We start from the raw sequence: 26192 nt of genomic DNA on the forward strand, positions 1-26192 counted from the left end.
GCTGGTCCGGCTTTCAACATTGAAATGGGAATATTCTTTTTCCGAGTACTTACCCGGCTTCCGCTCCACCTTCTGTACATCGTCTCCGACATCTTGTACTTTTTTTTGGCCTACCTGATCCGTTACCGCAAAAAGGTCGTCCTTTCCAACCTGAGGAATTCCTTTCCCGGTCAATCGGAAGCTGAACTTCAGCGGGTTGCCAAAGATTTCTACCGGAACTTCGCCGATGTGCTGGTTGAAACGCTGAAGTTACCCGGCCTGTCGGAGGAGGAGCTGAGGGCACGGGTGCGGTTTACGAATGAAGAACTGGTGAAGAAAAATTTAGTAAAAGGTCAGCCGGTTCTGATCATGGCTTCACACCAGTGCAACTGGGAGCTGGCCCCTTCGGCATCGGTCGTTAACGGTATGCCGGCCGATGCCGTCTACAAGCCGCTCAACAACGCGCTTTCCGAACGGATCGTACACCATATCCGGTCGCGCTTCGGGGCCAAACCGGTGCCGATGAAGAAACTTCTCAGGGAAATGGCCACCCGCCGGAACGAACCCCGCCTGATCGCCCTGGTGGCCGACCAGATTCCCGACCAGCCGGAATTCGGCTACTGGACCCAGTTTCTGCACCAGGATACGCCCTTTTATCCCGGCACCGAGCGACTGGCGAGGGCGTTCGGTCTGCCGGTCTTCTACGTCGGCATGCGCCGGGTCCGGCGGGGGTTTTACGAACTGACGTTTTACCCCATCGCCGAGCCTCCGTACCGTAACCTCCCGGAAGGTGAAATTCTCAACCGCTATCGCGATGCGCTGGAAAAAACCATCCGGGAGGCCCCGGCCGACTGGCTCTGGTCCCACAAGCGCTGGAAACACCGGCGGACCCGGTATAAAGAGATCAGGGTGAAATTTTAAACTCCGGGTTTTCTACTGGTACTGAATATAGATCGGTTTGGGATCGAGGGCCAGAACCTCCTCCGGCTCCATCAGGTGAGGTACCTTATGGTTGGAGCGCAGATCAACCTTTTTCATGTCGTTTTTGTAGAAGATTTTGAAACCCGTATACTGCACCGGTTCCTTCACGATATAATCCTGATAAGAATCGCGCTTCAGGGAGGGCGGACCCCAGCCGTCCATGTTCATAACGATCTGGACGTTCGGGTCGAGTTTGATGTTCTTGTAGTTGGTAACCATCCGCTGCGTAAAGCGGTGAACGATCAGGATTTTGGGCGGCAGGTTGTTCTCCTTCTTGACCCGGCTCAGGAACCGAACGGCATCGTTGATGTCACTGGCGTCGTAGGTTCCGATTCGGGTGCCCGGCCGGGCACCTGTCTTCATCGAGAACTCCGGATCGATGCCGAGGTGAACGTAGGGCAGCTTCAGATACTTCTCCAGAAAGGCCATCTCTCCTTTCAGATCGGCCAGGCCCACCTGAATGTCCAGAAACACGATGGCACCGTGCCGGGCTCCCCAGCTGATCACTTTCCGGATGGTCTTATCGCTCATCCGCAGGCGGTATTTTCCGTCCTTACCCGGAGCGCCCTGGGCGGAAATAGCCACCAGGTGCAGCGCTTTCTGAACCGGTTTTGAAGGATCGGCTTTCGCCCAGTTTTCGGATTCCTCATCCAGCCGCCGGAGCATTTCCTTCAGAGGGTATTCCCCCAGGATCCCCATCTTCTTGGAATGGGGGTTGCCGTAATAGGCCAGAATGCGGTATTTCGGAAGAATCGTGTCCGGCAGGTCGCCGGCGAACCGGAGCGAGTCGGCCTTCAGCGGGTCTTTTTCCGTCGTGTCCGGGGTCGCGGGCGCAGCCCCGGCCGTCTTCCGGGTCGTGTCGGCGGCCGGTTCGGCTTTGCCGACGGCCACGCTGTCGGCTTTCCGGCCTTCCTCACTCGTGCCGTTGCTCGACGTGCAGCCTGTTAAATGGTTTGAAAAAATGAATAATGAAGCTATTAGCGAAACTCTCCATGCCGAACGGCACACCTGTAACCCTCCCTTTACCACTTGTTCCTGATTGATTGACGTGATTGATTTTCAACTCGGCTTAAAAATACGAACTCTCTCCAGAATCAAAAATTAAGTTTTACATATCCTGCTCAGACCTCCACTTCGCCCAGTCCCTGCCGGATTATCTCGAACGCATCATCGGTTGCGTTGACGATGGTGGAGGGAACATTTCCGCCGTAACCCCCGTCGATGACGAGGTCCACCAGGTGTTGAAACCGCTCGAAAATAATTTCCGGATCGGTCGGGTACTGCAGGATTTCGTCTTCATCCCGGATCGTGGTCGTGATGATGGGGTTGCCCAGTTCCTGCACGATCCGGCGCGGGATCGGATGGTCGGGAACCCGGATACCGACGGTCCGTTTGTTGCTGTGGAGGATTTTCGGCACCCGGCTGCTGGCTTCCAGGATGAAGGTGTATGGGCCGGGCAAAAGCCGCTTCATCATTTTGAAGGCCTGGTTCCCGACCCGGGCGTAGTCGGCGATATGGCTCAGATCGTAACAGATGAAGGAGAAATTGTTCTTCTGTGGTTTGATGCCCTTGATGCGGGCGATGCGCTCCACGGCCCGGGCATTATGAATGTCGCAGCCCAGCCCGTAGATGGTATCGGTCGGATAGATGATGACCCCCCCGTCGCGGAGGATGTCGACGACGTGCAGGATTTTGCGTTCTTCGGGTGTGGTCGGATGAATCTTTAAAAACTCGGCAGGCATACCTTGGCTGTATTCTTTCCTGCATAACTACAGAAAAATGGTTTGGTTACCGAATTTTTGATCGGCCGCTTTCAGACTTCCAGCCGGACGGGGGTCCGGCGGCTTTCCTGCCACCGGCTGTACCGCTGGTAGAGGCCGTTGACCGGTATACGCCACCGGCAGCATTGCAGAACGAGACTGGTCTGCCAGCCGGGTGGTTCCATGAATTCGAGTAACTCGCGGAATTTGAAGGCAAGTTCGTACTGATGGGAATAAAAACATTGCCGGATGAACCAGCGGATGCGCCCGGCCAGCGCCCGGTATTCTTCGGCGGTCTGGCACTGGTCGAAGGCTTTGTAACAGACCGCCAGCGTCGAGTCCAGCAGCGCATTGCCGGCCTGCCGGAACTGGCCGGAGAGCGACGAACTCAATAACCGCTTGGCCGTCAGCACATCGTCCTGGTAATGGTAACGGTAATCCCGCGCCGTCCGAACCCAGAAATCGAAGTCTTCATAGCTCAGGGATTCATCATATCCTCCGAGGCTGTCCAGCACGTCCTTCCGCATCATCATGGTCGGAGTACAGACGAAATACGACCTGAGAATTTCCCGAAAGACCCAGCCGGTCGGGACGGGAACGGTGGCCTGCAGGGCAGCATCGACCGGAAAATGATACCCCAGGAGCCGGTCGTTTTCGTCGATGAAGGCCGCATTGCCAAACACGACGGCGTAATCGCCCGGTAGCCGGTCGAAGGCCGCCACCTGGCGGGCGATCCGTTCCGGGTACAGGATGTCGTCGGCCGACAGGTCGATCACGTATTTTCCCCGGGCCCGCTCAAGGCCCTGATTAAATGCCCGGCAGATTCCGGCATTGGACGTGTTCCGGATCAGTTGGATTCCCGGGGATTCCCGCAGCAACCCTTCTATCTTCTCCACGGTGGCATCGGCGCTGGCATTGTCCACAACGATCAGTTCGACGGCCGGATAGGTCTGCTTCAGAACCGACCGCAGGGATGCCTCAATAAAACGCTCATGATTGTAGCTGATGCAGATCACCGACACCAGTGGCCGGATCGACGAAAAATATTCGGCAAGCAGGCCGGGGGGTACCGCTCCTGGAACTTCACTCATTTTGATGATGTACTAAAATCCAATTACCAGACAAGGAAGGTTTGGGCCATCTTACACCAATACTATCGATTTGTCGAGAGATTTCCGTAACACTTTTGAGCGAACGGCAGAAGTAACGCTCCAAAAAAAGGTCCGGTCTTTCTCCTGAACAGAGAAAGCCGGAGACTTTTGGCATGGTTTTTATACGGAATTAAAGAAGAAAACAATCAGTCTTCAGGAGTCCATCCGGAGTTACTGATTAATGGGTTAGGGTTTTTGTAAATGCTCTCTAAACTGTTTGGGGAGCATTTATTGTTTTTTCGTGAACCTTCGGATTCCTTTCCCCTTCGAGGTTGTACAGGGCAATGTTCATGTCGAAGCCCAGTATCAGCAGCAGTGAAACCAGATTGATCCAGACCATCAGCACGATCAGGGTTCCGATGGAACCGTACAGCTTGTTGTAGGAAGCAAAGTTGGAGACGTAATACGAGAAGCCGTAGGTGGTCAGGACGATCAGAACCGAAGCCGCGATGCAGCCCGGTGTGATAAACCTCCATTTCATCTTGACGGCCGGACCATACCGGTAGATCACCGCAATCACCGCCACGAACACCACAAAGACCACGAAATACCGGCTGAAGTGCAGCAGGCTGGTCACAAACGCATTGTCCAGAATCCGGATCTGCTGGAGATAATCGGTGATGACGCCCCCGATGACCAGAATCGCCACCGCCAGGAAAAGACTGACGGCCAGCATGAGCGTCAGGCCAAAGGCGATCAGGCGGGTCTGGATGAAACTCCGGCCCTCGCCCAGCCGGTCGGCTACGTTGAAAGCCATCATGAGCGACAGAATGCCGTTGGTGGCCGCATACAGCGCCAGCACGAAACCAAACGACAGAATACCGCTTCGGGGCCGGCTGATGATGTCATAAATGGTGGTTTTGACCGTATCGTAGGTCGAAGCCGGCAGCACCTTGCTCAAGAAATCCATGATCTGGTTTTCCAGGTCCGGAATCGGAATATACGGAATCAGGGTAAACAGGAAAATGGTGAACGGAAAGACGGCCAGCAGCAGACTATAGGACACCGAGGCCGACCGTTCGCTGGTATCCGGGTCGGAGATTTTCGGCAGAAACCGCTGCAAAAATTCAAACCAGGACTGCTTCGAGTCCAGGGCCCGGTGGGTTTTCAGGTATTGAATCAGGTTCTGAACCCAGGAAATTCGTTCGATTCTCTCCCACATACGGAATCCATTGAGGTATCGGGGATAAACGGCGCCGACGGACAACGGCCCAAACCGGCCGATCGTTTCCATCTTAACGTAAGCTTAGAAAAAAGGTTTGAGCTTTTCAAGCAGTTCATCCGGCGCCCGGCACAGCCGCCCCGTCCGGATCTGCTGAAATACGAGGGTGGTTTCTCCGATATTCAGGTGGTCTCCCTCCTGGTTGTAAATGTCGTATTGAAACACGATCCGGATGGTCGGCAGTTCGCGGATGGACACCCGGACCGTCAGCAGGTCGTCGTACCGGGCGGGTTTCAGATACCGGGACCGGTTTTCGTACACCGGCATCATCACCCCCGAACTTTCCATTTCCTTGTAATGAAAACCAAGGCTTCGCAGGGCCTCTACCCGACCGATCTCGTAATACCGGGCGTAATTACCGTAATAGACATAGCCCATCTGATCGGTATCGGCATAACGGACCCGAATGGGCGGCACACTGTAACTGAACATGGTTCCGGTTTCTGGTCGACCTTTCCTACTGAAGTATGCCCCGCTGGTTCAGTGCCGCCTGATAAATCCGGGCGTTGCTGAGGTGTTCGTCGTACGTCCGGGCAAAAGTGTGGTACCCGGAGAAATCGGCGCGGGCCACAAAATACAGGTACTCGTGGTTTTCGTGGTTCAGGACGGCATCGATGGAAGACAGCGTCGGCAGGTTGATGGGGCCGGGAGGCAGTCCCCTGAAGCGGTAGGTATTGTAGGGCGAATCGATGGTTTTGTGCCGATTCAGCACCCGGCGAATCGTGAAATCCCGGTGGGCAAAGACCAGCGTCGGGTCGGCCTCCAGCGGCATGCCCCGGTTCAGCCGGTTCAGGTAAACGCCGGCCACGCGGGGTTTTTCGTCCTCCTTTTTGGTTTCGGCTTCGACAATGGACGCCAGCACCTGCACCTGGGTTTGCGACAATCCGAGTTCTCCGGCCTTTCCCTTCCGGGCCGGAGTCCAGAACTTCTTATACTCGCTGCCCATCCGCTCCAGAAATTTTTCGGCGCTGGTCGTCCAGAAAAACTCGTAGGTGTTCGGCAGAAACATACACATGATCGTGGTGGTATCGAAACCGAACGATTGGCAGACCTCCGGGTCGTTCAGGAGGGCACTCAGCTTCTGCGGTCCGAACTCGAATTTCGACCCCAGGCGGGCCACCAGATCGTCTTTCAGGCGGAGGTTGTTGAACGTTACCCGAACCGGGTCCTGATCACCGGACCGCAGTTTCCGAATGGCGTCGTAGTTGGTCATGCCCTTTTTGATGACGTAATGACCGAATTTCACGTGCTCCGGATATTTCATCATCCGGGACAGAAACCGAAACGACATCTGGTCGTTCAGCACCTTGTGTTTATTGAGGGAGTCCATCACCGCTTCGTAGGAAGCCCCGCGCGGGATGAAAAGGTCGAAATTTCCGTCGTTCTCACCGGCCTGCAGGTTCGGCGTCTTGAAAATTTGCCAGAAATAAAACGAAAACGTAGCTAAGAGAACCGTTAAGGTTACAAAAATCCCAATCTTGAAGTTTCTGGACATACCAATTCGGGGATTGGAGTTCGATAGCGGTCCTTCCGTCCGAAACCAATCGCCGTCACAAAGGTAGAAAGGATCAGGGTTGAATTACAAGAACTCACTGCTTTGCCGGTACGGATCGGCCCAGTTGCCGGTATTTGGGCAGGTTGACGAGCAGCACCCCGAGCAGAATAATACCGAGCGCCACCATCTGCCGGGTCGATACGGGTTCATGGGCAAACAGCCAGCCCAGCATCACGGCAATGACCGGATTGACATAGGCATACGTGCTCACCACCGCCGGCGGCCGTACCTTCAGCAGCCACAGATAGGCCAGAAACGCTATGATCGAGCCAAACACGATCATGTATCCGAGGGCCAGCCAGGTTTTCAAACTTACCTCTTCAGGGTGAAAGCCGGTCCATTCGCCGGCCAGCCCGCTCACCAGCCCGCTGAACAGACCGGCGGCCAGGAGCTGGAGGCTGCCGTTCACGAGCGTCGAAGGCGAAAGGGTCTGGTATTTGGCGTAGAGCGAACCGACCGTCCAGGAAATACCGCCCGCAATCAGCACGGCCATGGCGGTCCAGTATTGATCGGTTCCGGAAAATAGACCGCCGGTCTGCTCCGGTTTGGTGAGCAGCAGAACCACCCCGGTGAATCCGATGAGCAGCCCGGCCGGAATCAGCAGGTTGGCAAAATAATTGGACCACTGCCGGCGGTCCAGAATGACGAACCAGAACGGAAGCGAGGTCACGATGATGGCGGCCAGGCCGGAAGGAATATACTGCTCGGCCCAGATCACGGACCCGGTTCCCCCGAACAGCATCAGAATCCCGCCCAGGGCATTCCGCCCGACCACCCCGACCGACGGACGCGGCTCCCCCGCCATCAGGCACCAGGCAAACAGCAGCGCCCCGGCCAGAAAGAACCGCAAACCGGCCATCATGAACGGCGGCATGGTTTCCAGGCCCAGCAGCACCGCCAGGTAGGTCGATCCCCAGATGATGTACACGGCCGCAAAAGCCAGGATGACGAGAAGCTGATTTTCTTTGGGTGGTTTCATCCGTATTAGTTACCGGGGTGTTGGCCGGTTTTCTGGTCAACCCCAGGGCAGGCCAAACCGTTCCGCCAGCGTCTGTAAACCCTTTTCTACCGGCTCAAGCAGCGGAATGCCGTGCTGACCGCGTTCGGCTTCCATGTCCCGTTCCGGGTCACCGGGAATCAGCACCTGCTTTCCGGGAACGGCCCGCGCCCCCCGAAAGGCTGAAATCCACTGGTCCATGTGCTGCTTGAACTCGTCGGCCGGACGGAAGGCATCGACCCGCATGGCTCCGAAGAAATGGCCGGTCCCGCTGCCGACCCCTTCCTGCGCCGTCATGAACCCGGCCGTCGCGAACGGGGGTACCCACGGGCCGTAGTTGGCCCCGGATAAGACCCCTGAAAAAATATCGACGATGGCGCCCAGCCCGTACCCTTTGTGGCTGCCGTGTTCGCGGTCGGAGCCGAGCGGCAGCAGGGCCCCGCCGGAAGGCAACGGGTTGGCGTCGGTCGTGGGGTTGCCTTCCGCATCCTGGGCCCAGCCGGGCGGGATCGGCAGCCCTTTCCGCTGGAGGATTTCCAGCTTGCCGTAGGCCACGGCCGTTGAGGCAAAGTCGGCTACGAAGGGCGGCTGGGTCAGGGCCGGAACCGCTACCGCATACGGGTTGGTTCCCAGCAGCTTATCGAGGGAAAACGTAGGAGCGACGAGCGGAGCGGCATTGGTCATGGCCCACCCGATCATGTCGTGTTCGAGGGCCATCATGGCGTGGTAGCCGGCGATGCCGAAGTGGTTCGAGTTCCGGACGGCCACCCAGCCGGTGCCGGCGGTCCGGGCCTTCCCGATAGCGATCTGCATGGCTTTCGGACCGACAACCAGCCCGACCCCCCGGTCGCCGTCGACCACGGCCGTCGAAGGAGTTTCATGGACGATGCGGATGTCGGGCGTCGGGTTCAGGCGGCCATGGTCGTACAGCCGGACGTACCCGGCCAGCCGGGCCACCCCGTGGGAATCGACCCCCCGGAGGTCGGCCTGGACCAGGACCGTCGTCGCCAGATCGGCATCGGCATCGGAAAACCCGATGGAAAGAAATACCTGTCTGGTAAAGTGTTTGAGTTGCTGAACGGAGATCATCGTGATGGGAATCCGTCCCAAAGGGCGGCATTTTCGGCAAAAATAGAAAGCAGACTAAACGAAAGCACGTCCGGCGGCATCTATATTCACAGGCGTATCCACTTTCACTATTTTCTTTCCATGAGAACCATCCTGCTTTGGGTTATTTTCTGCTGCGGATTCTATCCGGTTTTAGCCCAGGACGAACAGCGCATTTCCTCGACCATCCGGCAAGTCACTGTTTTTCTCAACCGCGCCCAGATCGACGCACAGGCCCGGGCCACCCTGTCTCCGGGAACGACCCGCCTGATCATCGACAATGCTTCCGCCCAGACCGATCCGCAAAGCATTCAGGTCAGCGGCCGGGGGGAGGCCGTTATTCAGGGCGTTCAGTTCCGGACCAACTTTCTGACCAACGTCCCCAAACCTGCATCCCTCCAGCGGCTGGAAGATTCGCTGAAACTGGCCCGCGACGGCTACGAAGCCCTGACCCTCCAGAAAGAAGTACTCGACAACGAGAAAAAGCTGGTGCTGGCGAACCAGAAGGTCGGCGGGGAGAAGGGAACGACCGTCGTCGAGGTGAAAACCATGGCGGATTTCTACCGGGAACGACTCACCGAGATCGGTAAAAAGCTGCTGGTGGTGGAGAAACAGCTTACCGAACAAAAGAAAAAACTCGACCGGCTCGAAGGGCAGGTCCGGGAGCAGAACGCCCGTCGGGAACGCCCGGTCGGGGAGATCGAGGTCACGCTGAAAGCCGCCGGCCGGGCTACCGTCGAGCTGGCCCTGAGTTATGTCGTTGCCAACGCCGGCTGGGTTCCCTTCTACGATATCCGGGTTCGGGACACCAAAAGCCCGGCCACCCTGGCGTACAAGGCTAACGTCTACCAGAACACGGGCTTCGACTGGCAAAACATCAAACTGGCCCTTTCCACCTCCAACCCGGCCCTGCCCGGCACCCAGCCCCGGCTGGAAACGCAGTATATCGGTTTTTATGAACCCCGCCCCGCTCCCCTGAGCAAACCGGCCTTCCGGGCCAAAACGGCCGAGACGGAAGCAAGCCGGGAAAACGCTCAGGATGCCGGAGCGGCTGCCCCTGCGGCTGAACCCGCCCTGACCTCCACGGCCGACTTCACCCAGGCCGCCGACCAGCCGACCAGCGTGCGGTTCGATATTTCGATTCCCTACACCATCCTTTCCAACAACCGCCCGCAGGTGGTCGACATTCAGACCTCCGAGGTTCCGGCCACCTACCGCTATACCGCCACGCCGAAACTCGATCCCGACGCTTTCCTGATCGCGACGCTCCAGGGCTGGGAAAAACTGAATCTCCTGAACGGTACGGCCCGGACGTATTTCGAGGGAACGTATGTCGGCGAGTCCCGGGTGGAAATCCAGAACGCCGGAGACACGCTGGCGTTGAGTCTCGGCCGGGACAAACGAATCACCCTGAAGCGGGAAAAAACGCAGGACCTCAGCAGCCGGAAAACGCTCGGCTCCTCGGTGCGCGACAGCTACCGTTTCCGGATCACCGTTCGAAACACCAAATCGGAGCCGGTCAGCCTCACGCTTTTCGATCAGATTCCGGTTACGACCGACAGCCGCATCGAGGTCGAAGCGGAAAATACCGGCGGGGCTGAACTGAACCGCGAGACCGGCAAACTGAGCTGGAACCTGTCGCTGAAACCGAACGAAAGCCGGGAGATTGAATTTTCGTATTCGGTAAAGTACCCGAAAGGGCGGCAGTTAATGTTTGCTGAATAACTTTGCCCATCAACTGCCCCTTTCGGTATGCCGTCCCCTGCCCTGCTTCTGTGTTCTGTCCTGGTGTTTCTGTCCGGTTTCAGGACGCCCGACCCGTCTTTCAGGAAAGTGGAGCCATTGCCGAAAACGCCCTACGTTCAGGTGAGGGGCGGCCTGCCGAACGCCTTCCGGGCCATGAGTGAGAAAAAGAAGGCGACGGTGGCTTTTCTGGGCGGTTCGATCACCTTCAACCCCGGTTGGCGGGACAAGGTGTCGGCCTACCTGCAGGAGCGGTTTCCCGACACACGATTCACCTTTATAAAGGCCGGTATTCCCTCGCTCGGCAGCCTGCCCCATGCCTTCCGGTTTCAGCAGGACGTGGCCGGTCAGGGAACCCCGGACCTGCTGTTTCTCGAAGCCGCCGTCAATGACCGGGTCAACGAGACCGACAGCCTGACCCAGCTCCGGGCGCTGGAAGGCATCGTCCGGCAGGCCCGCCGGTTGAACCCGGACATGGACATCGTGCTGATGTCGTTCGTCGATCCCGACAAACTGGCCGACTTTGCCGCGAACCGGGTTCCGGCCGAAATAGCGAACCACGAGCGCGTGGCCGCGCACTACGGACTCCCCTCCATCAATCCGGCGAGGGAGGTTTACGACCGAATTAAAGCTGGTGAATTTTCCTGGGAAGGTGATTTCAAGGACCTTCACCCCTCTCCTTTCGGTCAGGAATTGTATTTCCAGACCATCCGGTATCTGCTGGAAACCGCTCCGGCAAAACCGGCCGGAAAACCGGTTTCTCCGAAAAAAACGGCGGCCCTGAACCCGACCAGTTTTGATAAGGGACGCTATCTGCCTCTCGAAACCGCCTATCTTCAAACCGGCTGGAAACGCCTGGAGAACTGGCATCCGGCGGATGCCGTCGGGACGCGGCCCGGTTTTGTGGATCGGCCGGTGCTGGAGGCTTTGACGCCCGGCGCTGTTCTTTCGCTGCCGTTTTCGGGTTCGGCCGTCGGGATGGCGGTGGTATCGGGGCCGGACGCCGGGGTGGTGGAATACCGGATCGACGGCGGACCCTACCGGAAAATGGACCTCTACACCCAATGGAGCCACCTGCTCCACCTGCCCTGGTACAAACTGTTTGCGGAAGATCTGCCGGCGAAAAACCATGTCCTCGACCTAAGGATCAGCTCCCAAAAAAATCCGAAGAGTGCCGGCACCGCCTGCCGGATCGTCTACTTTCTGGTGAATGGTTGAGCGGGAAGCGGTTTTTTTTCAATCTTTATCCGATTTTCCCCGTTATGTATTCATGCTGAACCGTCTGTTTTCAACGATTGCTCTGCTCTGCTTCGCCCTGACGCTCCGGGCGCAGACCGATACCCTTTCGATTGATTCGCTGATGATCCGGCAGCGTTCGCCGTATGCGGCTCTGATTCGGCCGGGGCAGAAATATCTGGCGCTGGATGTCATCGGCGGTATCGGCGGGTTCAGACGATACCGGTATTTTCCGGGAGAGGAAATCCGGTTCCGGTACAACGGCCGGAAATACCGGGAACCGCTGTATGCCGTCACCGACACCTCGCTGGCCCTGGTGCTGGAAGACCCGAATACCTTTCTGCCCGAAACCATCCATTTCCGGCTCGACCGCATCGAAAAAATTTACATGAACCGCCAGATCCCGTTCATCACCCAGGGCACGTACCTTTTTCCGATTGCCGGCACCCTGTTTTTCCTGGCCGACGTGATCAATGTGTCGCGGGCGGAACGGCGGCTGGTGGCCGATCCGAGGGCGCTGAAGGCCCCGGCGGTGCTGTTCGCGCTGGGCGCCATCTGCTATAAAATGAGTTTCCCCCGGTATCGGATCAACAAAAACCACCGGCTTAAAGTACTTGAAACGTATTGATTAGTAGTTTTGCACGAACATCAAACCATCCGTTTCTGCTTTGAGTGCCGTACGCTTAACACCTCCCGCCGGCCCGGTTCGGGCCACGATTCCGCTGCCTTCCTCGAAAAGTGAAAGCAACCGCGCCCTGATCATCGACGCGCTGACGCAGTTCCGGAGTACGCTGCACAATGTTTCGGCCGCCCGCGATACGCAGACCATGATCCGGCTGCTGCAATCGGAAGAGCCCATTGCCGACGTACTCGATGCCGGAACCACAATGCGATTTCTGACCGCCTATTTTGCCGTTACCGGAAAACATAAAACCCTCACCGGCACCCCCCGGATGTGCGAACGGCCCATCGGGATTCTGGTGGATGCCCTCCGGTCGCTGGGCGCCGACATCGAATACCTGAATCGGGAAGGCTACCCCCCGCTCGTCACCAAAGGTTTCTTCGACAACTCCCGAACTTCCGGCGATACCAGCCAGGTCTCCATCCGGGGCGACGTCAGCAGCCAGTATATCTCGGCCCTCCTGATGGTGGCCCCGACCTTACCCCGGGGCCTGACTCTAAAGTTAACCGGCGAGGTCGGCTCCCGGCCCTATATCGAAATGACCCTGCGCCAGATGGAACATTTCAGAGTGAAAGCGAACGTCGACTGGGAGAAAAACACCATCGCGGTAGCGCCTACCGCCTACGTCCCGCAGGAGTACGCCGTCGAATCCGACTGGTCGGGAGCCAGCTACTGGTTCAGCGTCATGGCCCTGGCGGAAGAAGGCTCCGAAATCGAACTCCTCGGCCTGAAGGAGCACTCGCTCCAGGGCGACAGCGCCATCGTGGACATCATGCGGCCGCTCGGCGTCCAAACCACCTTTACCGAAACCGGCGTTAAACTGACCCGGCAACCGGCTGAAACCGCCCTGAGCTGGGATTTCACCAACTGCCCCGATCTGGCCCAGACGGTGGCGGTCTGCTGCGCCCTCAAAGGCGTGTCCCTTACCCTGACCGGCATTGAAAGCCTCAAGATCAAGGAAACCGACCGCGTATATGCCCTCCAGGCAGAACTCCGGAAGATCGGTTCCGAACTGGTAGAGGTGGACGCCAATATCCGGTATGTAGTTCGACCGTCGGCTTCGGGGAAACCGGCCGGCGTCCCGCAGATTCATACCTACGACGACCACCGGATGGCGATGGCGTTTGCTCCGGTGGCGATCAAACAGGAAGTGGTTATCGAGGAACCGGGCGTGGTGGCGAAATCCTACCCGTCCTTCTGGGACGATTTTGGCCGGGTGGCCGGCGTGGCAATGTAGGAAACGGCCCGTTAAAAAATCCATCCCGCCCGGAGTAATCCGGAGGTATATTTACATCTTAAGGGAAATTTTACTTTAAGCCTATATTCCATGAACCCTAAATTCAGAAAGCTGCTGCCTCTTGCCTTTGCCTTTTTCCTCCAGCAACACGTTCAGGCCCAGACCATTCCCCGTGACGAACTGGTTTTTCTGACTTCCGAATGGAAAGGAGAACGCTTTCCGGACGGCCGACCCAAAGTGTCGGACGACATGCTCCGCCGGGCCAGAAACATCGGCATCGAGGAGGCCTGGACGGTCCTGAAAAATGAAGGATACAACTGCCAGTATGAAGGTGGCTGGAAGATCATCCACACGCAGGAGCCCATTGTCGGGCGCGCCCTGACCGCCTTGTACATGCCGAGCCGCCCGGATGTCGAGAAGAACATTATGGAGCGGGGCAAGAAGGAAGGCCGGATCGGAAATACCAACGCCTGGCCCATCGACAAGCTCTCGAAGGGCGATGTGTATGTGGCCGACGGTTTCGGAAAAACCGCCGACGGCACGCTGATCGGCGACAACCTCGGCAACTCGATCTTTGCCAAATCCGGCAACGGGGTCATCTTCAACGCGGCCGCCCGCGACCTGGAGGGCCTGCGGCAGATCAAGGGTTTCAACGCCTATGTCCGCGACTGGGACCCCTCCTTCCTCAAGGATGTGGTGTTGATGGGGCTGAACACCCCGATCCGGATCGGGCGGGCCATCGTGCTGCCGGGTGACCTCGTTCTGGCCAAAGCCGAAGGCGTTCTGTTCGTTCCGGCGCACCTGGTCGAGAAGGTAGTCATGACGGCGGAATTCATCGGCCTGCGCGATAAGTTCGGGCACGCCATGCTGCGGGAAGGAAAATATACGCCGGGTCAGATCGACAACCAGTGGACCGATGCCATCAAGGAAGACTTCCTGAGATGGCTGGATAAAAACCCCGGTGAAATGCCCATGAAACGGGCCGAACTGGATGCCTACATGAAAAACCGGACCTGGTGAACGACCTCCTGACTCATTTATCACCCCGACGAAAGTCCGGTAAAGACCTCCTATCGAAAAACCCCGGCCGAAGATCTGCCGGGGTTTTTTATTTATTATGAGAAAATCTGGTTTTGATCGAATGGGATGTCGGCCTCAAAGAGTGTTTTTCCTGCCGTTTTTCGAGCTGACGTTCGATTCCGTCGGCAGGCTGATCCTCCAGAGGTGGCCGCCTTCCCGCCCGCCGTACTCGATGATGTACACGTCGCTGCCGACCAGGACCGCATCCGTCGGGCCGGTGAAGCCCTCCACGATCCGTTTGGTTTTGACGGTGTAGTTGTCTTTCCCCTTGTCATAGGTCAGGTCCAGGTGCAGCAGGTCGCGGCCCTGGGTGGTGAACGGCCGCATCATGCCGGACCGCGCCCCACCCGAATACCGCATGACGAAACCGTCGCCCTTCAGGTCGTCGGCCAGAATTTTCCGGGTATCGAAGAACAGGGCCAGCGGGGAGCAGTGGGCCGTGAAGGTGCTGGTGGTGACGCCGGTGGTGTCGCCGTCCATGATCTTCCCGGTTTGGCGGTCTCGGTATTCGTTGGCGTCCGGGCCGAGGTTCTGCACCGCCGGCGAAAAGGTGACCCCTTCCGGGCGTTTCGGAAACCCGGGGTCGTTGTGCATGTATTTCATCAGGAAAGCGTGCGAAGACCGCGGGATGAACGGGTCTTTCACGGGGTCGGGCTGCCAGTCGGCAAACTGCTGCGGGTTGTCGATGCCGCCCATCACCCACGGAAAGCCGTAATGCCTCCCCTCCCGGATCCAGAACATATCCTCGCCGTGGTCGTAGTCGCTGGAGTTCGACACCCCGAACAGGTTGCCCTCCGCGTCGAAGGCAATGTCGTAGGCGTTCCGGATGCCGTCGGCGTAAATGTACCCCTGCTGCTTCAGCCTGGCTTCGTCCGGGGACAGCATCAGGTCATGGGCTTTGATCGGAAACCGGAACACCTTCGAGGTCAGGCCATTGTCGCGGGCATTGGGATAGGCCCCTCCGTTGTCCTGCACCTCGCCGTGGTCGGTCCGGGCCCCGGAGTTGACGAAGATGTACTTTCCGTCCGGGCTGATTTCCAGCGCGTTCCAGCCGTGGTCGAAGGTGGTTTTGTTGGTCGGGTATTCTTCGGTATCGAAGATCACCGTCATTTTGTATTTCCCGCGCCGGTTCGTGAAGCTCACCATCCTGCCCTTCGTGCCCTTCTTGTTGTTGGCGTCCACGTTGCCCGTCAGAAAAAGCGTGTTTTTATGGAAAGCCGCCCCCTGAAGCCGGTTGATGCCATGATCGGCCAGACTCAGCACTTTCCGGGCCACCGGCCCGTTTCCGTCGAAACCGGTAATTTCAAACACGTCGCCGGGGAAGGTGGTGTAATACAGCTTCCCGTCCACCGGGTTCAGCAGGATGCGGACCGCTTCCGGCTCGACGGTCATGACGTGGGCAATCCGGATGTCAGGTCGAAGGGCCGTGGGCATTTTCAGGTCCTGGGCCGCGGCCGGCTCCCGGCCGGCTATAAGGCTCGCCAGCAGGCCGAAGGCGGCAATCGTTGAGCGAAAGGATGACATGATTAAGGGGTTCAGGATCTATGGGGTTTGGGATAACTTCCGCAGGTAAGCCACAAGCTGCCAGCGCTGATCTTCGGAAAAGACCTCTTTGAAGGGCGGCATGTTGCCTCTGCCGGTGGTCATTTTCCAGAATAGGGCGCCGTCGGACTGTTTCACCGAGAGCGAGTCGTGAAAGTTGGCGGGTTTGACCCCTAGGGCCCCGCCCGCAGCGCCGTCGCCATACCCTTTTTCTCCATGACACGACTCGCAGTACAGCCCGTAGAGTTCTTCGCCCTGCGCCAGCACCAGCGGGCCGGGCTGGAGGGAACTCTTCAGGGTGTCGGCCCAGACCGGCGCTTTCCACCGGTCCTGAAACACGGACCGGGGGCCGGCCGTGAACGCAAATCCGCTCACGGCCAGCCCGGTTACTGCGACCCAGAGTGTTGTTATTTTATGTGGTTTCATCATTTACGGGTTTAGAACCGGTTTACCTCCCAACTGACCACCCCCCGGCCACCTCCTTACCAAGGAGGGGGTGGCTCCGCAGACACGAATAGTGGCAGCGCACTCTCCCCCTCCTTGGTAAGGAGGGGGCCGGGGGTGGTATCAGGCGGAGGCTTTGGAAAGCTCCTCCCGAAGCCGTTTGGCCACGATTTTCTCCTGACCGGGTTTCATCATCCACACCGTCACGTTGACGCCGTTGGGGCCGCCCCCGCCGACTTCGATGGAAGGGTCACCGGCGCGCAGGCGGTCCTGAAGGTCTTTTCCGGTCAGCCTGATTTTGGCGGCATCCCAGCGAATCCGGAGGGTGGGCGTGTGGTTGCCCATGGGCGGCACATGCACCTCCGTCTGGATGCCGGGCAGGGGTTTCACGGTGCCTTCAATGTGGGCGATGCCGTCTTCCCACGACTTCCAAAGTTTGGCGTGGTCGGTATTGATGAACTTCTCCAGCGCCACATACATCCCCAGAACTTCCTCCTTGTTCACTTTCATGCCCCGCCCGATGTTGAAACCCCGGGGCGGCATATGCAGACGGGCGGCCGCGATGATGTCCTTTCTGCCCATCAGCAGGCCGGCGCTCTGAGGTCCCCGCATGGCCTTTCCGCCGGAAACCACCACGAAGCTGAAACCCATGTCGTTGAACCGCCAGAGGTTCTCGACCGGAGGCACGTCGGCCGCGATGTCGATGGAGGTCGGGATGTTGTGTTTCTTTCCAAGCGCCACCCATTCCTCGTGCATGATTTTGCCCTTGTCGGCTTCGATGTGCAGGAAGTGCATGAGGGCGGTCCGCTCGTTGATGGCCTTCTCGACGTCCTCCGCCGTTTCGACCTGAACGATCTTACAGCCGGTATTGGTCAGGGCGTGGTTGTAGACGATGTCGTGGGCCTTCTGACAGATCACCTCCGACTTCATGCCGGTGTATTCGAGGTGCGGCAGCTGCTCGACTTTCTTTAAGTCCATCCCGGTCAGGATACCGGCGAGGCCGAGGGTCATCCCGGAAAAGGCACCGGAGGTAACTACGGCGGCTTCGGAGTGAACCAGTCTGGCGATCTTCTCGCCCACCTTGTCCTGAAGTTCATCGAGGAGGCAGAACTCGGTCGCGCCGTAATTGATGGCTTCCAGCACCTCGTCGTGCATCAGCGAACCGGTCATGTAGGTGAGGGTGCCGGCGCCGTTGATGAACGTCCGGACGCCCAGCTCCCGGAACAGGTCGCGCTTCGGGGCAGCGGCTGCCAGCGCCTGCGAAAGGGGTACGCCCGAGCCGATCAGCCCGCCGACGAGCGGAAAGGACGACAGGCGCTGAATCAGTTTTCTTCTGCTTAACATGGCAGTGTCGGGTCAGGGATCAGATGTAGGCGATGCAGTCCATTTCCACGAGCGAATCGCCCGGAACCCCTCCGTAAACCGCCACCGTGGTTCGGACGGGCGGCTTGCTGCCGAACCGGCCTTTATACACTTCGTTCATCGCTTTGTAGTCGTTCAGGTCGTGCAGAAAAACACTGACCTTCAGCACCTTTTCCATGGAAGATCCGGCCTTGATCAGTTCTCTCTCCAACTCTTTCAGGACTTCGTCGGTATGGACCCGAATGTCGCCTTCCTTGTGATACCCTTTGCCGGCTACAAAAACGAGGTTGCCGAATTTAGTAGAGCCGGAAAACAGCGGTACATCCTGCATCGTCTGCACATTGAACACTTCCTTTTCGGGAGCAGCCGGTTTGGCATTAGCGGCTACGCTCAGCCCGGTTACCCCAGCCAGAGAAGAAAACAGTCGTTTCAGGATGGATCTGCGTTGTGATTTCATTGGTTATCAGGTAAGTGGTTAAAAATGAAACAGCTAAATTTTACTTATCCCACCAGACGCGGGTCATGAACGTGTTCGGCCCCTGGCGGGCAATGGCCTTGCCGTATTCGTCCGGATTCAGATTTTCCTCGGTCGGCGGATAGAGCATCCTCCTGAAAATCTGACCGCCGGTCGAATTGCCGGGATAGACGTTCGGCCTCAGCGTCGGGTACCCCGTCCGTCGCCAGTTGGAAAAAACCTCCTGGGCATTCGGAAACAGAGCGATCCAGAACTGGGTATGAATCTGTTCGAGCTGCTGCCCGGGCGTACCGCCCGACCGGAACGGGTGGGCTTTCAGGTAGGCCTCGATGCGGCTTTCCGGAATGACGCCCGCGCTGCCGTACAGCGCCCACTGCCGCAGTCCGGCGCGGGTGCCGTTCTCAAACAAACGGGCCGCCGGCGCTTCGGAATACCAGCCCCGCACCGCGGCTTCGGCCAGCAGGAGGTTCACCTCCGCCGGAGTCAGCAGCAGCATCGGCGCATCCAGCCGCAGCAGGGTGGCGGGGTTCGGCTCCGAATACGTCACGAAATCCGCCGGTTTGGAGCTGACGCTCGACGCCATGCCTTTCTGGAGAGCCGCCGTAGTATCCGGTTTCTGGTTGACGTATACCACCGACAGTACCCCGAGCCGGGGGTCTCCGGTCGTCTTCAGGAAATCGATGAAGGTCTTCTGGTACTTCCCCCCTTCCGGGTTGCTGTACCCGTCGGCCCTGATATAATCGGTATTGAGCAGGTATAGTGCCAGCGGGTTTTTGTTGATGTCCTGCCCGCCGGTCTGATAGCGGATGCGGGCGATGTCGGCCGCTTCGGTGATCAGCTCTCCCGAAACGGCTTTCCGGACCCAGGATTCGGCCAGCGCCGGGTTCACCTTCGTCAGCCGCAGGGCGAGCCGGAGCATCAGTGAATTGGCGAAACGCTTCCACTTCAGGATGTCACCCCCGTAGACTACATCGGCCCCGCCGAACGTCGGTTTGGCAGTATCGAACAGGCGGGGCGCTTCCTCCAGCTCGTTCAGCATATTCCGGTAAATCTCCTCCTGCCGGTCATATTTCGGCTTGAAGACACTTCCTGAATACCCCCGTCCGGCTTCCGAATAGGGAATTTCACCGTACAGATCCGTCATCCGATGGAAGCAGTACACCCGCCAGATGCGGGCCACGGCCAGTTTGTTGACCTGTTCGGGTGAGCCGGAAACGGCCCGGATCACCTCCCCGATCTCGTTGATTTCGTTCGGATACCCGTTGTTGAATACCGTGTAGGGCGCCGTGCCCTGGTTGAAGATGTATTTGGCCCCGAAACCGGCAATTTCATTGTAACTCGTCGTGTACTGCATGGCTCCCTGCAGTCCGTGAAGCTGGTTTGAAGCGGCATCGTACTGGGATTTGCTGAAAACGTACTCCGGTATGATCTGCGTCGACGCATCCGGATTGGTATTCACCTCCTCGAACCCCTTCTCGCAGGAGATCAGCAGGGCCACGGCAGAAACCAGGGCCAGCCGGCAATTCGGGCGGGGAATCATTTTCAGGGTCCGTTTCATCAGAGTTTGACCAGCAGGTTCAGACCGTAACTTCTCGTCCGGGGCATCCCGAACGACTCGAACCCCTGGCTCGAACTGTTGGTATACCCGGATTCCGGATCGAAATTGGGCGTTTTCCGGTAGAGGATCGCCAGATTGCGCGACACCAGCGACAGGGAGGCCGCCTGGAGTTTCAGCGCCTTCAGCCAGCTACCCGGAAACCGGTACGAAACGATCATCTGCCGGAGTTTCACGAAGCTGCCGTCGTGCAGGAACAGCTCCGAAAACGACTTCTGATTGTCGTAGTATCCCCGCAACTGCCCGACCGTAACCGTACGCGAATAGGCATCGCCCTCCGGGGTAACGCCCTGCAAAACGAGTCCGTTTTCCCGACCCGGCAGCGTGGTTTTGAGCAAACCCATCCGCATGGCGTACACTTCCATGACGGAAAAAACCTTGTTTCCGAATTTTCCGTCGACCAGGAAGCCCAGCGAGAACGGGCCGCAGCTGAACTCATTGGTCAGGCCCATCGTCAGCGGGGGCACGCCGTTGCCGAGTTCCTGCAAACCGGTTGCCAGGGCGTAGCCGGTCGTGGGATTGTAAACGGTGTTGCCCTGCGCATCCTTCCGCACCCGCGTTCCGACGATGGTACCGTACGGTTTTCCGACCATGTTATTGATGTAGGCGTAATTATTGACCGTGGTCGCCATCTGGATCGAATTGAGCCCGTCGGCCAGCCGGATCACCTGATTCCGGTTGTAGGCGACGTTGTAGGTGACGTTCCAGGTGAGGGCACCGGTTTTCACGGGGGTGCCCGTCAGCAGAACCTCGATGCCCCGGTTGCTCAGTTCACCCACGTTCAGAATGACGCTGGTATAGCCGGTCGTGGGCGAAAGCGCCGTGTTGACGATGTCGTCGGTGGTTTTGCGGTTATACAGAGTCAGGTCCAGGCCGAGCCGTCGCTTCATGAGCTGGAGGTCCAACCCGACCTCCCAGGTGGTGGAGGTCAGCGGTTTCAGCCGGGCGTTCGTGATGGAGGGGCTGGTAACGTTCTGCAGAGGCACCCCCGAACTGGGCACCATGCTGTAGGTCAGGTTGATGACGTAAGGATCGGGGGTGGCCCCGCCCACCTGCGCCCAGGAAGCGCGGATTTTGGCAAAATCCACGATCCGGGGCAACGTCAATGCCTGGGAAAGCACCAGACTTCCTCCCACGGCCGGGTAGAAAATGCTGTTGTTCTTCGGGCTGAGGGTCGAGAACCAGTCCTGGCGGCCGGTCACGGTCAGGTAGGCAAACCCTTTAAAATCCAGATCAGCCGAGCCGAAGACGGAGTTGGTCAGCGTCTGCTGGGTCGTCGGAACGGTGGAGGAGGTGGTCAGGTTGGTGGGGCTGTAAAAATACGGGATGACGAACTGGGAGCCGGTCGTACTTTGCTGGCGGTATTCATACCGGCGACGGTTCAGCCCGGCCACGGCCGTCAGCCCGAAATGGCGGGAGAGCGCCCGGCTGTAGTTGACCGTCAGCATGGAGTTGGTTTCGGCCACATCGGCCTGAAGGCCCCAATACTGCCCTTTCGGTACGTACCGGGCACCCGTCGGCAGCACGTACGAATAAGTATAGCTGTAAAAATCCCGACTGACGGTCCCCTTCACGCTGAGGTTCTTCCCCAGCCGATACCCCGCCGAAGCCTGCCCGATAAAGCGGTTTTTGAGGTCTTCCTGCCGGTATTTGGCCGATACGAAATAACTGTTGGAAGCAATGTCGGCGTCGTTCCAGCCGATCTCGTTGCCGCCGGCGTCGTAGCCCGGTGCAAACCAGCGGATATCGACGGTATTGGCCAGCATGTAGGGCATCCAGTTCGGGTTGCCGAGGGCGTCGCCGGCGGTGGGGCGGTTGCGGCCCTTTTCGATGTTGTACTGCCCCACTACCTCGAGGGACAGCCGCTCCCCGAGTTTGCCGTTGAGGTTCAGGTTGGCGGTTTTCCGGCCGAAGGTGGTGTTCGGGAGGATGCTTCGGCTGGTGAGGTCGGAAAGTGAAAACCGGTAGTTGAGATTTTCCGAACCGCCGGTGAAAGCCAGGGTGTTGGTGAACGTGGTGCCGGTCTGGTAAAAGTTGCGGAGGTTGTTTTTCCGGGCGGTATAGGAATGGATCCGGCCGTCGGCGGCCACGTACTCCGACCCGTCGATCCGGGCACCCCACGACCGACGGCCGGTCTGGATGGCTTCCCCGGGTCCGGCGGGTTTCTGGCCTCGGTCGCCCTGCCCGTATTCGTACTGCCAGTCGGGAAAAACCGCTGCGTTTTCCAGCATCAGGGTGCTGTTGTATTCGATCCCGATGCCTTTCCGGGTTTTGCCTTTTTTGGTCGTAATGAGGATGACCCCGTTGGCCGCCCGCGATCCGTAAAGAGCCGCAGCCGTGCCGCCCTTCAGCACGCTGATGGATTCGATGTCGTCCGGGTTGATGCCCGCAATGCCGTCGCCCCGGTCTACATTGCCGGCGCTGCCGTTGGTGGTGGGGCTTCCGCCCGGGGTGGTATTGTCGATGGGCATGCCGTTGACGACGTACAACGGCTGGTTGGCGCCGGTCATCGAGCCGTTGCCCCGGATGATGACCCGGCTCGACCCGCCCGGACCGGTGGACAGCCCGGTCACATTCACCCCGGCTATTTTCCCGGTCAGGGCGTTGGCGACGTTGTTTTCGCGCGCCTGCGTAAATTCATTGCCCTTCATCTCGGCTACCGAGTAGGCCAGCGCCTTTTTATCCCGGGTGATCCCGAGCGCCGTCACGACCACTTCGTTCAGTGTGCTAGTTTCCGGCTCCATCCGGATGGAGAGCAACGACCCCTTACCGGCGTCTACCTCCAGCCGTTTGTAACCCAGCGAACTGATGATCAGTATGGGGTCTTCCGCCGGAATTTCCAGGCTGAACCGGCCTTCGGCGTCGGTGGCGGTGCCGTGCCGGCTCCCTTTGATCACGACGTTGGTACCCGGCAATCCGGCCCCTTTTTCATCCAGAATGACCCCGTTCAGCCGCCGTTTCAGCGGCTCCGCCGGTACGGACGTTTCCGGTTCGAGGGGGGGATCTGTGCGTTTCAGAATGATGCGCTCGTTGACGACCTCGAAAGTTACCCGATGCGGAGCCAGCACGCGCGCCAGCACCTCCCGAAGCGGAACCTCCCGGAACCGGTACGTGCTTTTCTGATCATAACTGAAAATCTGGTAGTTATACATGAACTTTACGCGGGCAACGGATTCGAGCTTTTCAAGCACCTTTTCAATACCGGCGTCGGCAATGTGAAAGGAAATCTTCTGTTCCAGCATTTTCTGGGCGCCGGGGTTGTCGGCCCGGGCACCGGTCAGCAGGAGCAGAACAACCAGGTGGAGCAGAACCGGACCAACGAAGCGATGCAAGGCTTTCGGAAACAATAGACGTTTAGCCATATTTCGGGTCTTGTCGGGTAACTGGGCTTTTCCATCACACTCCCTTTCCGGTCGGAACCATTCGGGGCATCCCCCGGCGCTCACACTCAGGGTCTGCAACCCCGGCTGCTGATGATAATATGGGCATCGGTCTGCGTGTATTCGGCACCGATGGTCCGGCAGATCAGGTCAATTTTTTCAAACAGCGGCTCGTCCGACAGCGAAGCCGTCAGGTAGCAATCCTTCATGACCTCCCGGTCGAACACGAACTGTACGCCGTAGGACTCCTCCAGGGTGGAAAATACCTCGGCGATGGGCGTCCGGCGAAAATGAAACGACTGACGCTGGATCGGCAGGGCCAGCAGGGCCGGTTTTTCGACCAGACTCCGGACGAGCCGGGTTTCCTTCGGGCTATACACCACCTGCTGGTTCGGAGTCAGCACGACGCCCTCCGCCTTTTTTTCGTCCAGGGTTCCGGCCCCGGTTTCCTTCGGGCGGGCAAACACCGAGACGGTTCCGGTTTTCACCACCACCTTCAGCTGGGAATCGGCTTCAAAGGCCCGGACCGTAAAACTGGTTCCCAGCACTTTGGTTACGAGGCTGTTGGCGTAGACATAAAACGGTTTTTCAGGGTTTTTGGCGACCTCGAAAAAAGCCTCTCCGGAGAGATACACCTCCCGCTTTGCGCCCGAAAACCGGCGGGGAAAACCGGCGCGGCTATGGGGCTGGAGCAGAATCGTGCTACCGTCGGACAACACCACGAGACTCGGCTTTTCGGAGTCGTTGATCCGCTCTTCCAGCGGTTCCGACGCCTGCTTCACCAGATCGGCATAGGTAGCCGACGGGCCGTTTTCCGGAACCGACCGGCCCGCGAGCCAGCCGAGCAGGCCCAGCACCGCCAGAACGGAAGCGGCCACGGCGAATTTCATCCGCGACGACCAGAGCCTCCGGACGGGCGTTTCACTTTCAGCCTCCTCCAGCGAGTGTGACAGGCGGTGTATCTCCTCCCCGATCTCCCGGCTGGAAATCTGGTCGTATGCCCGGTATATATTTTCAAGCAGCTGCCCCGCTTTTTCGACAAAATCGGCTTTCTCCGGATGCGCCAGAAGCCAGGCTTCCCAGAACTTCCGGTCTTCCGGTTCGTCGAATAATTTCCATCGTCGGAAGGAAGAATCGGCGGCAAAATCCTCCGGTTCGAATTGCTGGTATGGGGGCATCAGATCATGCTTTTACTGTTCCGGCAGGAAGGATGCCGAAAGGCTTCGTTCATACTCTTTTTTCAGGTTATTTTTTGATTTTTTCATACGAGGCCCGGAACCTCCGGCAAGCCCTCAGTCGGGCCGGTTACCCACGAAAAAATACAGGAGAAACAGCAGCGTATAAAGCGAAAACAGCAGGCTGCCGCGCAGGGTGGATATGGCTTTGAAAAGCAGATTGGCGACCGACTGGCGGTTGATGTGCATAACCTCGGCGATCTGTTCGTTTTCCAGACCTTCATAAAACTTCAGAAAAACCACCTCCTGCTGTCGTTTGGGCAGCCCGCCGATTGCCTGGTGAAGCTTCCGTCGGTGTTCGCTCACGGCCTCCCCCTGTTCGATGTCGGTTTCGACGGTCCGGAAATCCGTCAGGTAACCGGCATCCTGCACGTTCACCGACCAGGCGGTGCGTTTGCTCCGGCGAAATTCCTGCAGCAGCTGGTTCCGCAAGGCCCTCAGGAAATAAATGGAAACATACTGAATCGTGATCGACTGACGGCGTTCCCAGATGTGAATGAACAGATCCTGAAGCGCATCCTTAATCACTTCCCGGTCCGCCGTGAAGTTGGTGGCGTAATTGAACAGGGTCCGATACTGCGAATCGGCCAGCCGGCAATAAGCCGCCTTGTCACCCGCCCGGGCCTGCCGCCAGAGTTCGAGAAGCGTTTCGTTTTCGTCAGAAATGCGCTGTTCCCTATTCATAAAGTCCGCCCCGGTTTTTGGGTAGTCCGTGGTTAATGCGGTAAATCTAAAAAATTTTAAAATATAATTGGGCAGTTCGGCGGGAAGACTTCCATTTTATATTACAAAGTATAGTTATTCCAATTTAAACTTTTATTTAGCACCAGCATTCCGCTTCCTAAATTGCAATTTTTCCATATTTAAATCCTCTTTCTGCTGTATTTAAATCCTCTTTCTGCTGTTCAGAATTTTTCGCCTTTCGTCACTCGGTTTTCATATTCAGTCATCCGGCTTCCGGGGCTTCCGCCCGACCTTTGTATCACACAAAAACACACAAAGACAAGATGAAAACGCTTTTAAAAACCGAAGAAATCGCCCAGTTCCTGGTATCTATCGTCCTCTTTAGCCAACTTCCTTTCGCCTGGTGGTGGTTTCCGGCTCTCATCCTGCTGCCGGATGTGGGTATGCTGGGTTACCTGGTCAATCCGAAAGTGGGCGCTTATCTCTACAACCTGTTTCACCACAAAGGCGTCGCGTTGCTGGTCGGGTCGGTCGGCCTGTTAATGAATGAACCGGTGGTGATGCTGGCCGGAGTGATCCTGTTCGGACACGCGGCCATGGACCGGATGATGGGCTACGGGCTGAAGTATACCGACAGTTTCCACCATACCCACCTCGGCGGGATCGGGAAGGAAGACCGGGCAAAAGAGAAGCCCTTCGGATCTACCCAGAAGCTAGTTGCCTGA

At 58.1% G+C, this 26192-nt stretch carries 23 protein-coding genes; 7 read left to right on the top strand and 16 right to left on the bottom strand.

Going from position 1 to position 26192, the window contains the following annotated elements; translation table 11 throughout:
- Nucleotides 1-24: 24 nt before the first annotated feature.
- Nucleotides 25-900, top strand: a complete 876-nt coding sequence (locus DX909_RS04560; protein ID WP_310589824.1) for a lysophospholipid acyltransferase family protein — start codon at nucleotides 25-27, stop codon at nucleotides 898-900.
- Nucleotides 901-912: 12 nt separating this feature from the next.
- Here DX909_RS04560 and DX909_RS04565 read toward each other — a convergent pair whose 3' ends face one another.
- The 8 genes from DX909_RS04565 to DX909_RS04600 all read right to left on the bottom strand — a co-directional run bounded on the left by DX909_RS04565 (nucleotide 913) and on the right by DX909_RS04600 (nucleotide 8734).
- Nucleotides 913-1851 carry a hypothetical protein gene (locus DX909_RS04565; RefSeq protein WP_229310951.1) on the bottom strand — a complete coding sequence of 313 codons (939 nt, stop codon included), beginning with the start codon at nucleotides 1849-1851 and terminating at the stop codon, nucleotides 913-915.
- 230 nt (nucleotides 1852-2081) lie between these two features.
- The gene (locus DX909_RS04570) at nucleotides 2082-2702 is read right to left on the bottom strand and encodes an L-threonylcarbamoyladenylate synthase (protein WP_128543926.1); all 621 of its coding nucleotides are present in this window, start codon (nucleotides 2700-2702) and stop codon (nucleotides 2082-2084) included.
- 71 nt (nucleotides 2703-2773) lie between these two features.
- A complete protein-coding gene (locus tag DX909_RS04575; RefSeq protein WP_128543927.1) occupies nucleotides 2774-3811 on the bottom strand; it encodes a glycosyltransferase in 1038 nt (345 codons plus the stop codon).
- A gap of 268 nt (nucleotides 3812-4079) precedes the next feature.
- The gene (locus DX909_RS04580) at nucleotides 4080-5105 is read right to left on the bottom strand and encodes a YihY/virulence factor BrkB family protein (protein ID WP_310589825.1); all 1026 of its coding nucleotides are present in this window, start codon (nucleotides 5103-5105) and stop codon (nucleotides 4080-4082) included.
- A gap of 12 nt (nucleotides 5106-5117) precedes the next feature.
- Nucleotides 5118-5525: an acyl-CoA thioesterase gene (locus DX909_RS04585; protein WP_128543928.1), complete on the bottom strand. Its 408-nt coding sequence runs from the start codon at nucleotides 5523-5525 to the stop codon at nucleotides 5118-5120.
- 25 nt (nucleotides 5526-5550) lie between these two features.
- Nucleotides 5551-6588, bottom strand: coding sequence for an endolytic transglycosylase MltG (gene mltG / locus DX909_RS04590; RefSeq protein ID WP_128543929.1), 1038 nt, complete (start codon nucleotides 6586-6588; stop codon nucleotides 5551-5553).
- 94 nt (nucleotides 6589-6682) lie between these two features.
- Nucleotides 6683-7627, bottom strand: coding sequence for an EamA family transporter (locus DX909_RS04595; RefSeq protein ID WP_128543930.1), 945 nt, complete (start codon nucleotides 7625-7627; stop codon nucleotides 6683-6685).
- 36 nt (nucleotides 7628-7663) lie between these two features.
- A complete protein-coding gene (locus DX909_RS04600) occupies nucleotides 7664-8734 on the bottom strand; it encodes an Ldh family oxidoreductase (RefSeq protein WP_128543931.1) in 1071 nt (356 codons plus the stop codon).
- 120 nt (nucleotides 8735-8854) lie between these two features.
- Here DX909_RS04600 and DX909_RS04605 point away from each other — a divergent pair, with 120 nt between their 5' ends.
- The 5 genes from DX909_RS04605 to DX909_RS04625 all read left to right on the top strand — a co-directional run bounded on the left by DX909_RS04605 (nucleotide 8855) and on the right by DX909_RS04625 (nucleotide 14670).
- Nucleotides 8855-10477, top strand: a complete 1623-nt coding sequence (locus DX909_RS04605) for a DUF4139 domain-containing protein (RefSeq protein WP_128543932.1) — start codon at nucleotides 8855-8857, stop codon at nucleotides 10475-10477.
- Nucleotides 10478-10504: 27 nt separating this feature from the next.
- Nucleotides 10505-11713 carry an SGNH/GDSL hydrolase family protein gene (locus DX909_RS04610; RefSeq protein WP_128543933.1) on the top strand — a complete coding sequence of 403 codons (1209 nt, stop codon included), beginning with the start codon at nucleotides 10505-10507 and terminating at the stop codon, nucleotides 11711-11713.
- 52 nt (nucleotides 11714-11765) lie between these two features.
- Nucleotides 11766-12359, top strand: a complete 594-nt coding sequence (locus tag DX909_RS04615; RefSeq protein ID WP_128543934.1) for a hypothetical protein — start codon at nucleotides 11766-11768, stop codon at nucleotides 12357-12359.
- A gap of 40 nt (nucleotides 12360-12399) precedes the next feature.
- On the top strand, nucleotides 12400-13650 hold the full coding sequence (locus tag DX909_RS04620; protein ID WP_128543935.1) for a 3-phosphoshikimate 1-carboxyvinyltransferase: 1251 nt from the start codon (nucleotides 12400-12402) through the stop codon (nucleotides 13648-13650).
- A 90-nt stretch (nucleotides 13651-13740) separates the two neighbouring features.
- Nucleotides 13741-14670 carry an RraA family protein gene (locus DX909_RS04625; RefSeq protein WP_128543936.1) on the top strand — a complete coding sequence of 310 codons (930 nt, stop codon included), beginning with the start codon at nucleotides 13741-13743 and terminating at the stop codon, nucleotides 14668-14670.
- 135 nt (nucleotides 14671-14805) lie between these two features.
- On the opposite strand, the gene DX909_RS04630 is transcribed toward DX909_RS04625, so the two are convergent.
- The 8 genes from DX909_RS04630 to DX909_RS04665 form a co-directional block, all read right to left on the bottom strand.
- Nucleotides 14806-16254, bottom strand: a complete 1449-nt coding sequence (locus DX909_RS04630; RefSeq protein ID WP_128543937.1) for a PQQ-dependent sugar dehydrogenase — start codon at nucleotides 16252-16254, stop codon at nucleotides 14806-14808.
- An 18-nt stretch (nucleotides 16255-16272) separates the two neighbouring features.
- Nucleotides 16273-16701, bottom strand: coding sequence for a c-type cytochrome (locus tag DX909_RS04635; RefSeq protein WP_128543938.1), 429 nt, complete (start codon nucleotides 16699-16701; stop codon nucleotides 16273-16275).
- A 138-nt stretch (nucleotides 16702-16839) separates the two neighbouring features.
- Nucleotides 16840-18060, bottom strand: coding sequence for an aminotransferase class V-fold PLP-dependent enzyme (locus DX909_RS04640; protein WP_128543939.1), 1221 nt, complete (start codon nucleotides 18058-18060; stop codon nucleotides 16840-16842).
- Nucleotides 18061-18079: 19 nt separating this feature from the next.
- Nucleotides 18080-18535 carry a RidA family protein gene (locus DX909_RS04645; protein ID WP_128543940.1) on the bottom strand — a complete coding sequence of 152 codons (456 nt, stop codon included), beginning with the start codon at nucleotides 18533-18535 and terminating at the stop codon, nucleotides 18080-18082.
- 40 nt (nucleotides 18536-18575) lie between these two features.
- Complete coding sequence (locus DX909_RS04650; protein ID WP_229310952.1) at nucleotides 18576-20111, bottom strand: SusD/RagB family nutrient-binding outer membrane lipoprotein; 1536 nt, start codon at nucleotides 20109-20111, stop codon at nucleotides 18576-18578.
- Nucleotides 20111-23500 (bottom strand): SusC/RagA family TonB-linked outer membrane protein, encoded by a 3390-nt coding sequence (locus DX909_RS04655; protein WP_229310953.1) that lies wholly within the window; start codon nucleotides 23498-23500, stop codon nucleotides 20111-20113. The genes DX909_RS04650 and DX909_RS04655 overlap by 1 nt, the downstream gene beginning before the upstream one ends.
- Before the next feature lie 116 nt (nucleotides 23501-23616).
- Complete coding sequence (locus DX909_RS04660; protein ID WP_128543942.1) at nucleotides 23617-24726, bottom strand: FecR family protein; 1110 nt, start codon at nucleotides 24724-24726, stop codon at nucleotides 23617-23619.
- Nucleotides 24727-24840: 114 nt separating this feature from the next.
- On the bottom strand, nucleotides 24841-25467 hold the full coding sequence (locus DX909_RS04665) for an RNA polymerase sigma factor (RefSeq protein ID WP_128543943.1): 627 nt from the start codon (nucleotides 25465-25467) through the stop codon (nucleotides 24841-24843).
- Nucleotides 25468-25790: 323 nt separating this feature from the next.
- Between DX909_RS04665 and DX909_RS04670 the strand changes: the two genes are divergently transcribed.
- Nucleotides 25791-26192 carry a DUF4260 domain-containing protein gene (locus DX909_RS04670; RefSeq protein ID WP_128543944.1) on the top strand — a complete coding sequence of 134 codons (402 nt, stop codon included), beginning with the start codon at nucleotides 25791-25793 and terminating at the stop codon, nucleotides 26190-26192.

Origin of the sequence: Larkinella soli (genome assembly GCF_003703975.1) — a bacterium.
Lineage (GTDB): Bacteria > Bacteroidota > Bacteroidia > Cytophagales > Spirosomataceae > Larkinella > Larkinella soli.

What these genes read in the sequence shown, in the direction of transcription:
- DX909_RS04560 (WP_310589824.1), top strand. Translation starts at nt 25, where the DNA reads ATGGGAATATTCTTTTTCCGAGTACTTACCCGGCTTCCGCTCCACCTT.
- DX909_RS04570 (WP_128543926.1), bottom strand. Translation starts at nt 2,702, where the DNA reads ATGCCTGCCGAGTTTTTAAAGATTCATCCGACCACACCCGAAGAACGC.
- DX909_RS04575 (WP_128543927.1), bottom strand. Translation starts at nt 3,811, where the DNA reads ATGAGTGAAGTTCCAGGAGCGGTACCCCCCGGCCTGCTTGCCGAATAT.
- DX909_RS04580 (WP_310589825.1), bottom strand. Translation starts at nt 5,105, where the DNA reads ATGGAAACGATCGGCCGGTTTGGGCCGTTGTCCGTCGGCGCCGTTTAT.
- DX909_RS04585 (WP_128543928.1), bottom strand. Translation starts at nt 5,525, where the DNA reads ATGTTCAGTTACAGTGTGCCGCCCATTCGGGTCCGTTATGCCGATACC.
- mltG (WP_128543929.1), bottom strand. Translation starts at nt 6,588, where the DNA reads ATGTCCAGAAACTTCAAGATTGGGATTTTTGTAACCTTAACGGTTCTC.
- DX909_RS04595 (WP_128543930.1), bottom strand. Translation starts at nt 7,627, where the DNA reads ATGAAACCACCCAAAGAAAATCAGCTTCTCGTCATCCTGGCTTTTGCG.
- DX909_RS04600 (WP_128543931.1), bottom strand. Translation starts at nt 8,734, where the DNA reads ATGATCTCCGTTCAGCAACTCAAACACTTTACCAGACAGGTATTTCTT.
- DX909_RS04605 (WP_128543932.1), top strand. Translation starts at nt 8,855, where the DNA reads ATGAGAACCATCCTGCTTTGGGTTATTTTCTGCTGCGGATTCTATCCG.
- DX909_RS04610 (WP_128543933.1), top strand. Translation starts at nt 10,505, where the DNA reads ATGCCGTCCCCTGCCCTGCTTCTGTGTTCTGTCCTGGTGTTTCTGTCC.
- DX909_RS04615 (WP_128543934.1), top strand. Translation starts at nt 11,766, where the DNA reads ATGCTGAACCGTCTGTTTTCAACGATTGCTCTGCTCTGCTTCGCCCTG.
- DX909_RS04625 (WP_128543936.1), top strand. Translation starts at nt 13,741, where the DNA reads ATGAACCCTAAATTCAGAAAGCTGCTGCCTCTTGCCTTTGCCTTTTTC.
- DX909_RS04630 (WP_128543937.1), bottom strand. Translation starts at nt 16,254, where the DNA reads ATGTCATCCTTTCGCTCAACGATTGCCGCCTTCGGCCTGCTGGCGAGC.
- DX909_RS04635 (WP_128543938.1), bottom strand. Translation starts at nt 16,701, where the DNA reads ATGATGAAACCACATAAAATAACAACACTCTGGGTCGCAGTAACCGGG.
- DX909_RS04640 (WP_128543939.1), bottom strand. Translation starts at nt 18,060, where the DNA reads ATGTTAAGCAGAAGAAAACTGATTCAGCGCCTGTCGTCCTTTCCGCTC.
- DX909_RS04645 (WP_128543940.1), bottom strand. Translation starts at nt 18,535, where the DNA reads ATGAAATCACAACGCAGATCCATCCTGAAACGACTGTTTTCTTCTCTG.
- DX909_RS04650 (WP_229310952.1), bottom strand. Translation starts at nt 20,111, where the DNA reads ATGAAACGGACCCTGAAAATGATTCCCCGCCCGAATTGCCGGCTGGCC.
- DX909_RS04660 (WP_128543942.1), bottom strand. Translation starts at nt 24,726, where the DNA reads ATGCCCCCATACCAGCAATTCGAACCGGAGGATTTTGCCGCCGATTCT.
- DX909_RS04665 (WP_128543943.1), bottom strand. Translation starts at nt 25,467, where the DNA reads ATGAATAGGGAACAGCGCATTTCTGACGAAAACGAAACGCTTCTCGAA.
- DX909_RS04670 (WP_128543944.1), top strand. Translation starts at nt 25,791, where the DNA reads ATGAAAACGCTTTTAAAAACCGAAGAAATCGCCCAGTTCCTGGTATCT.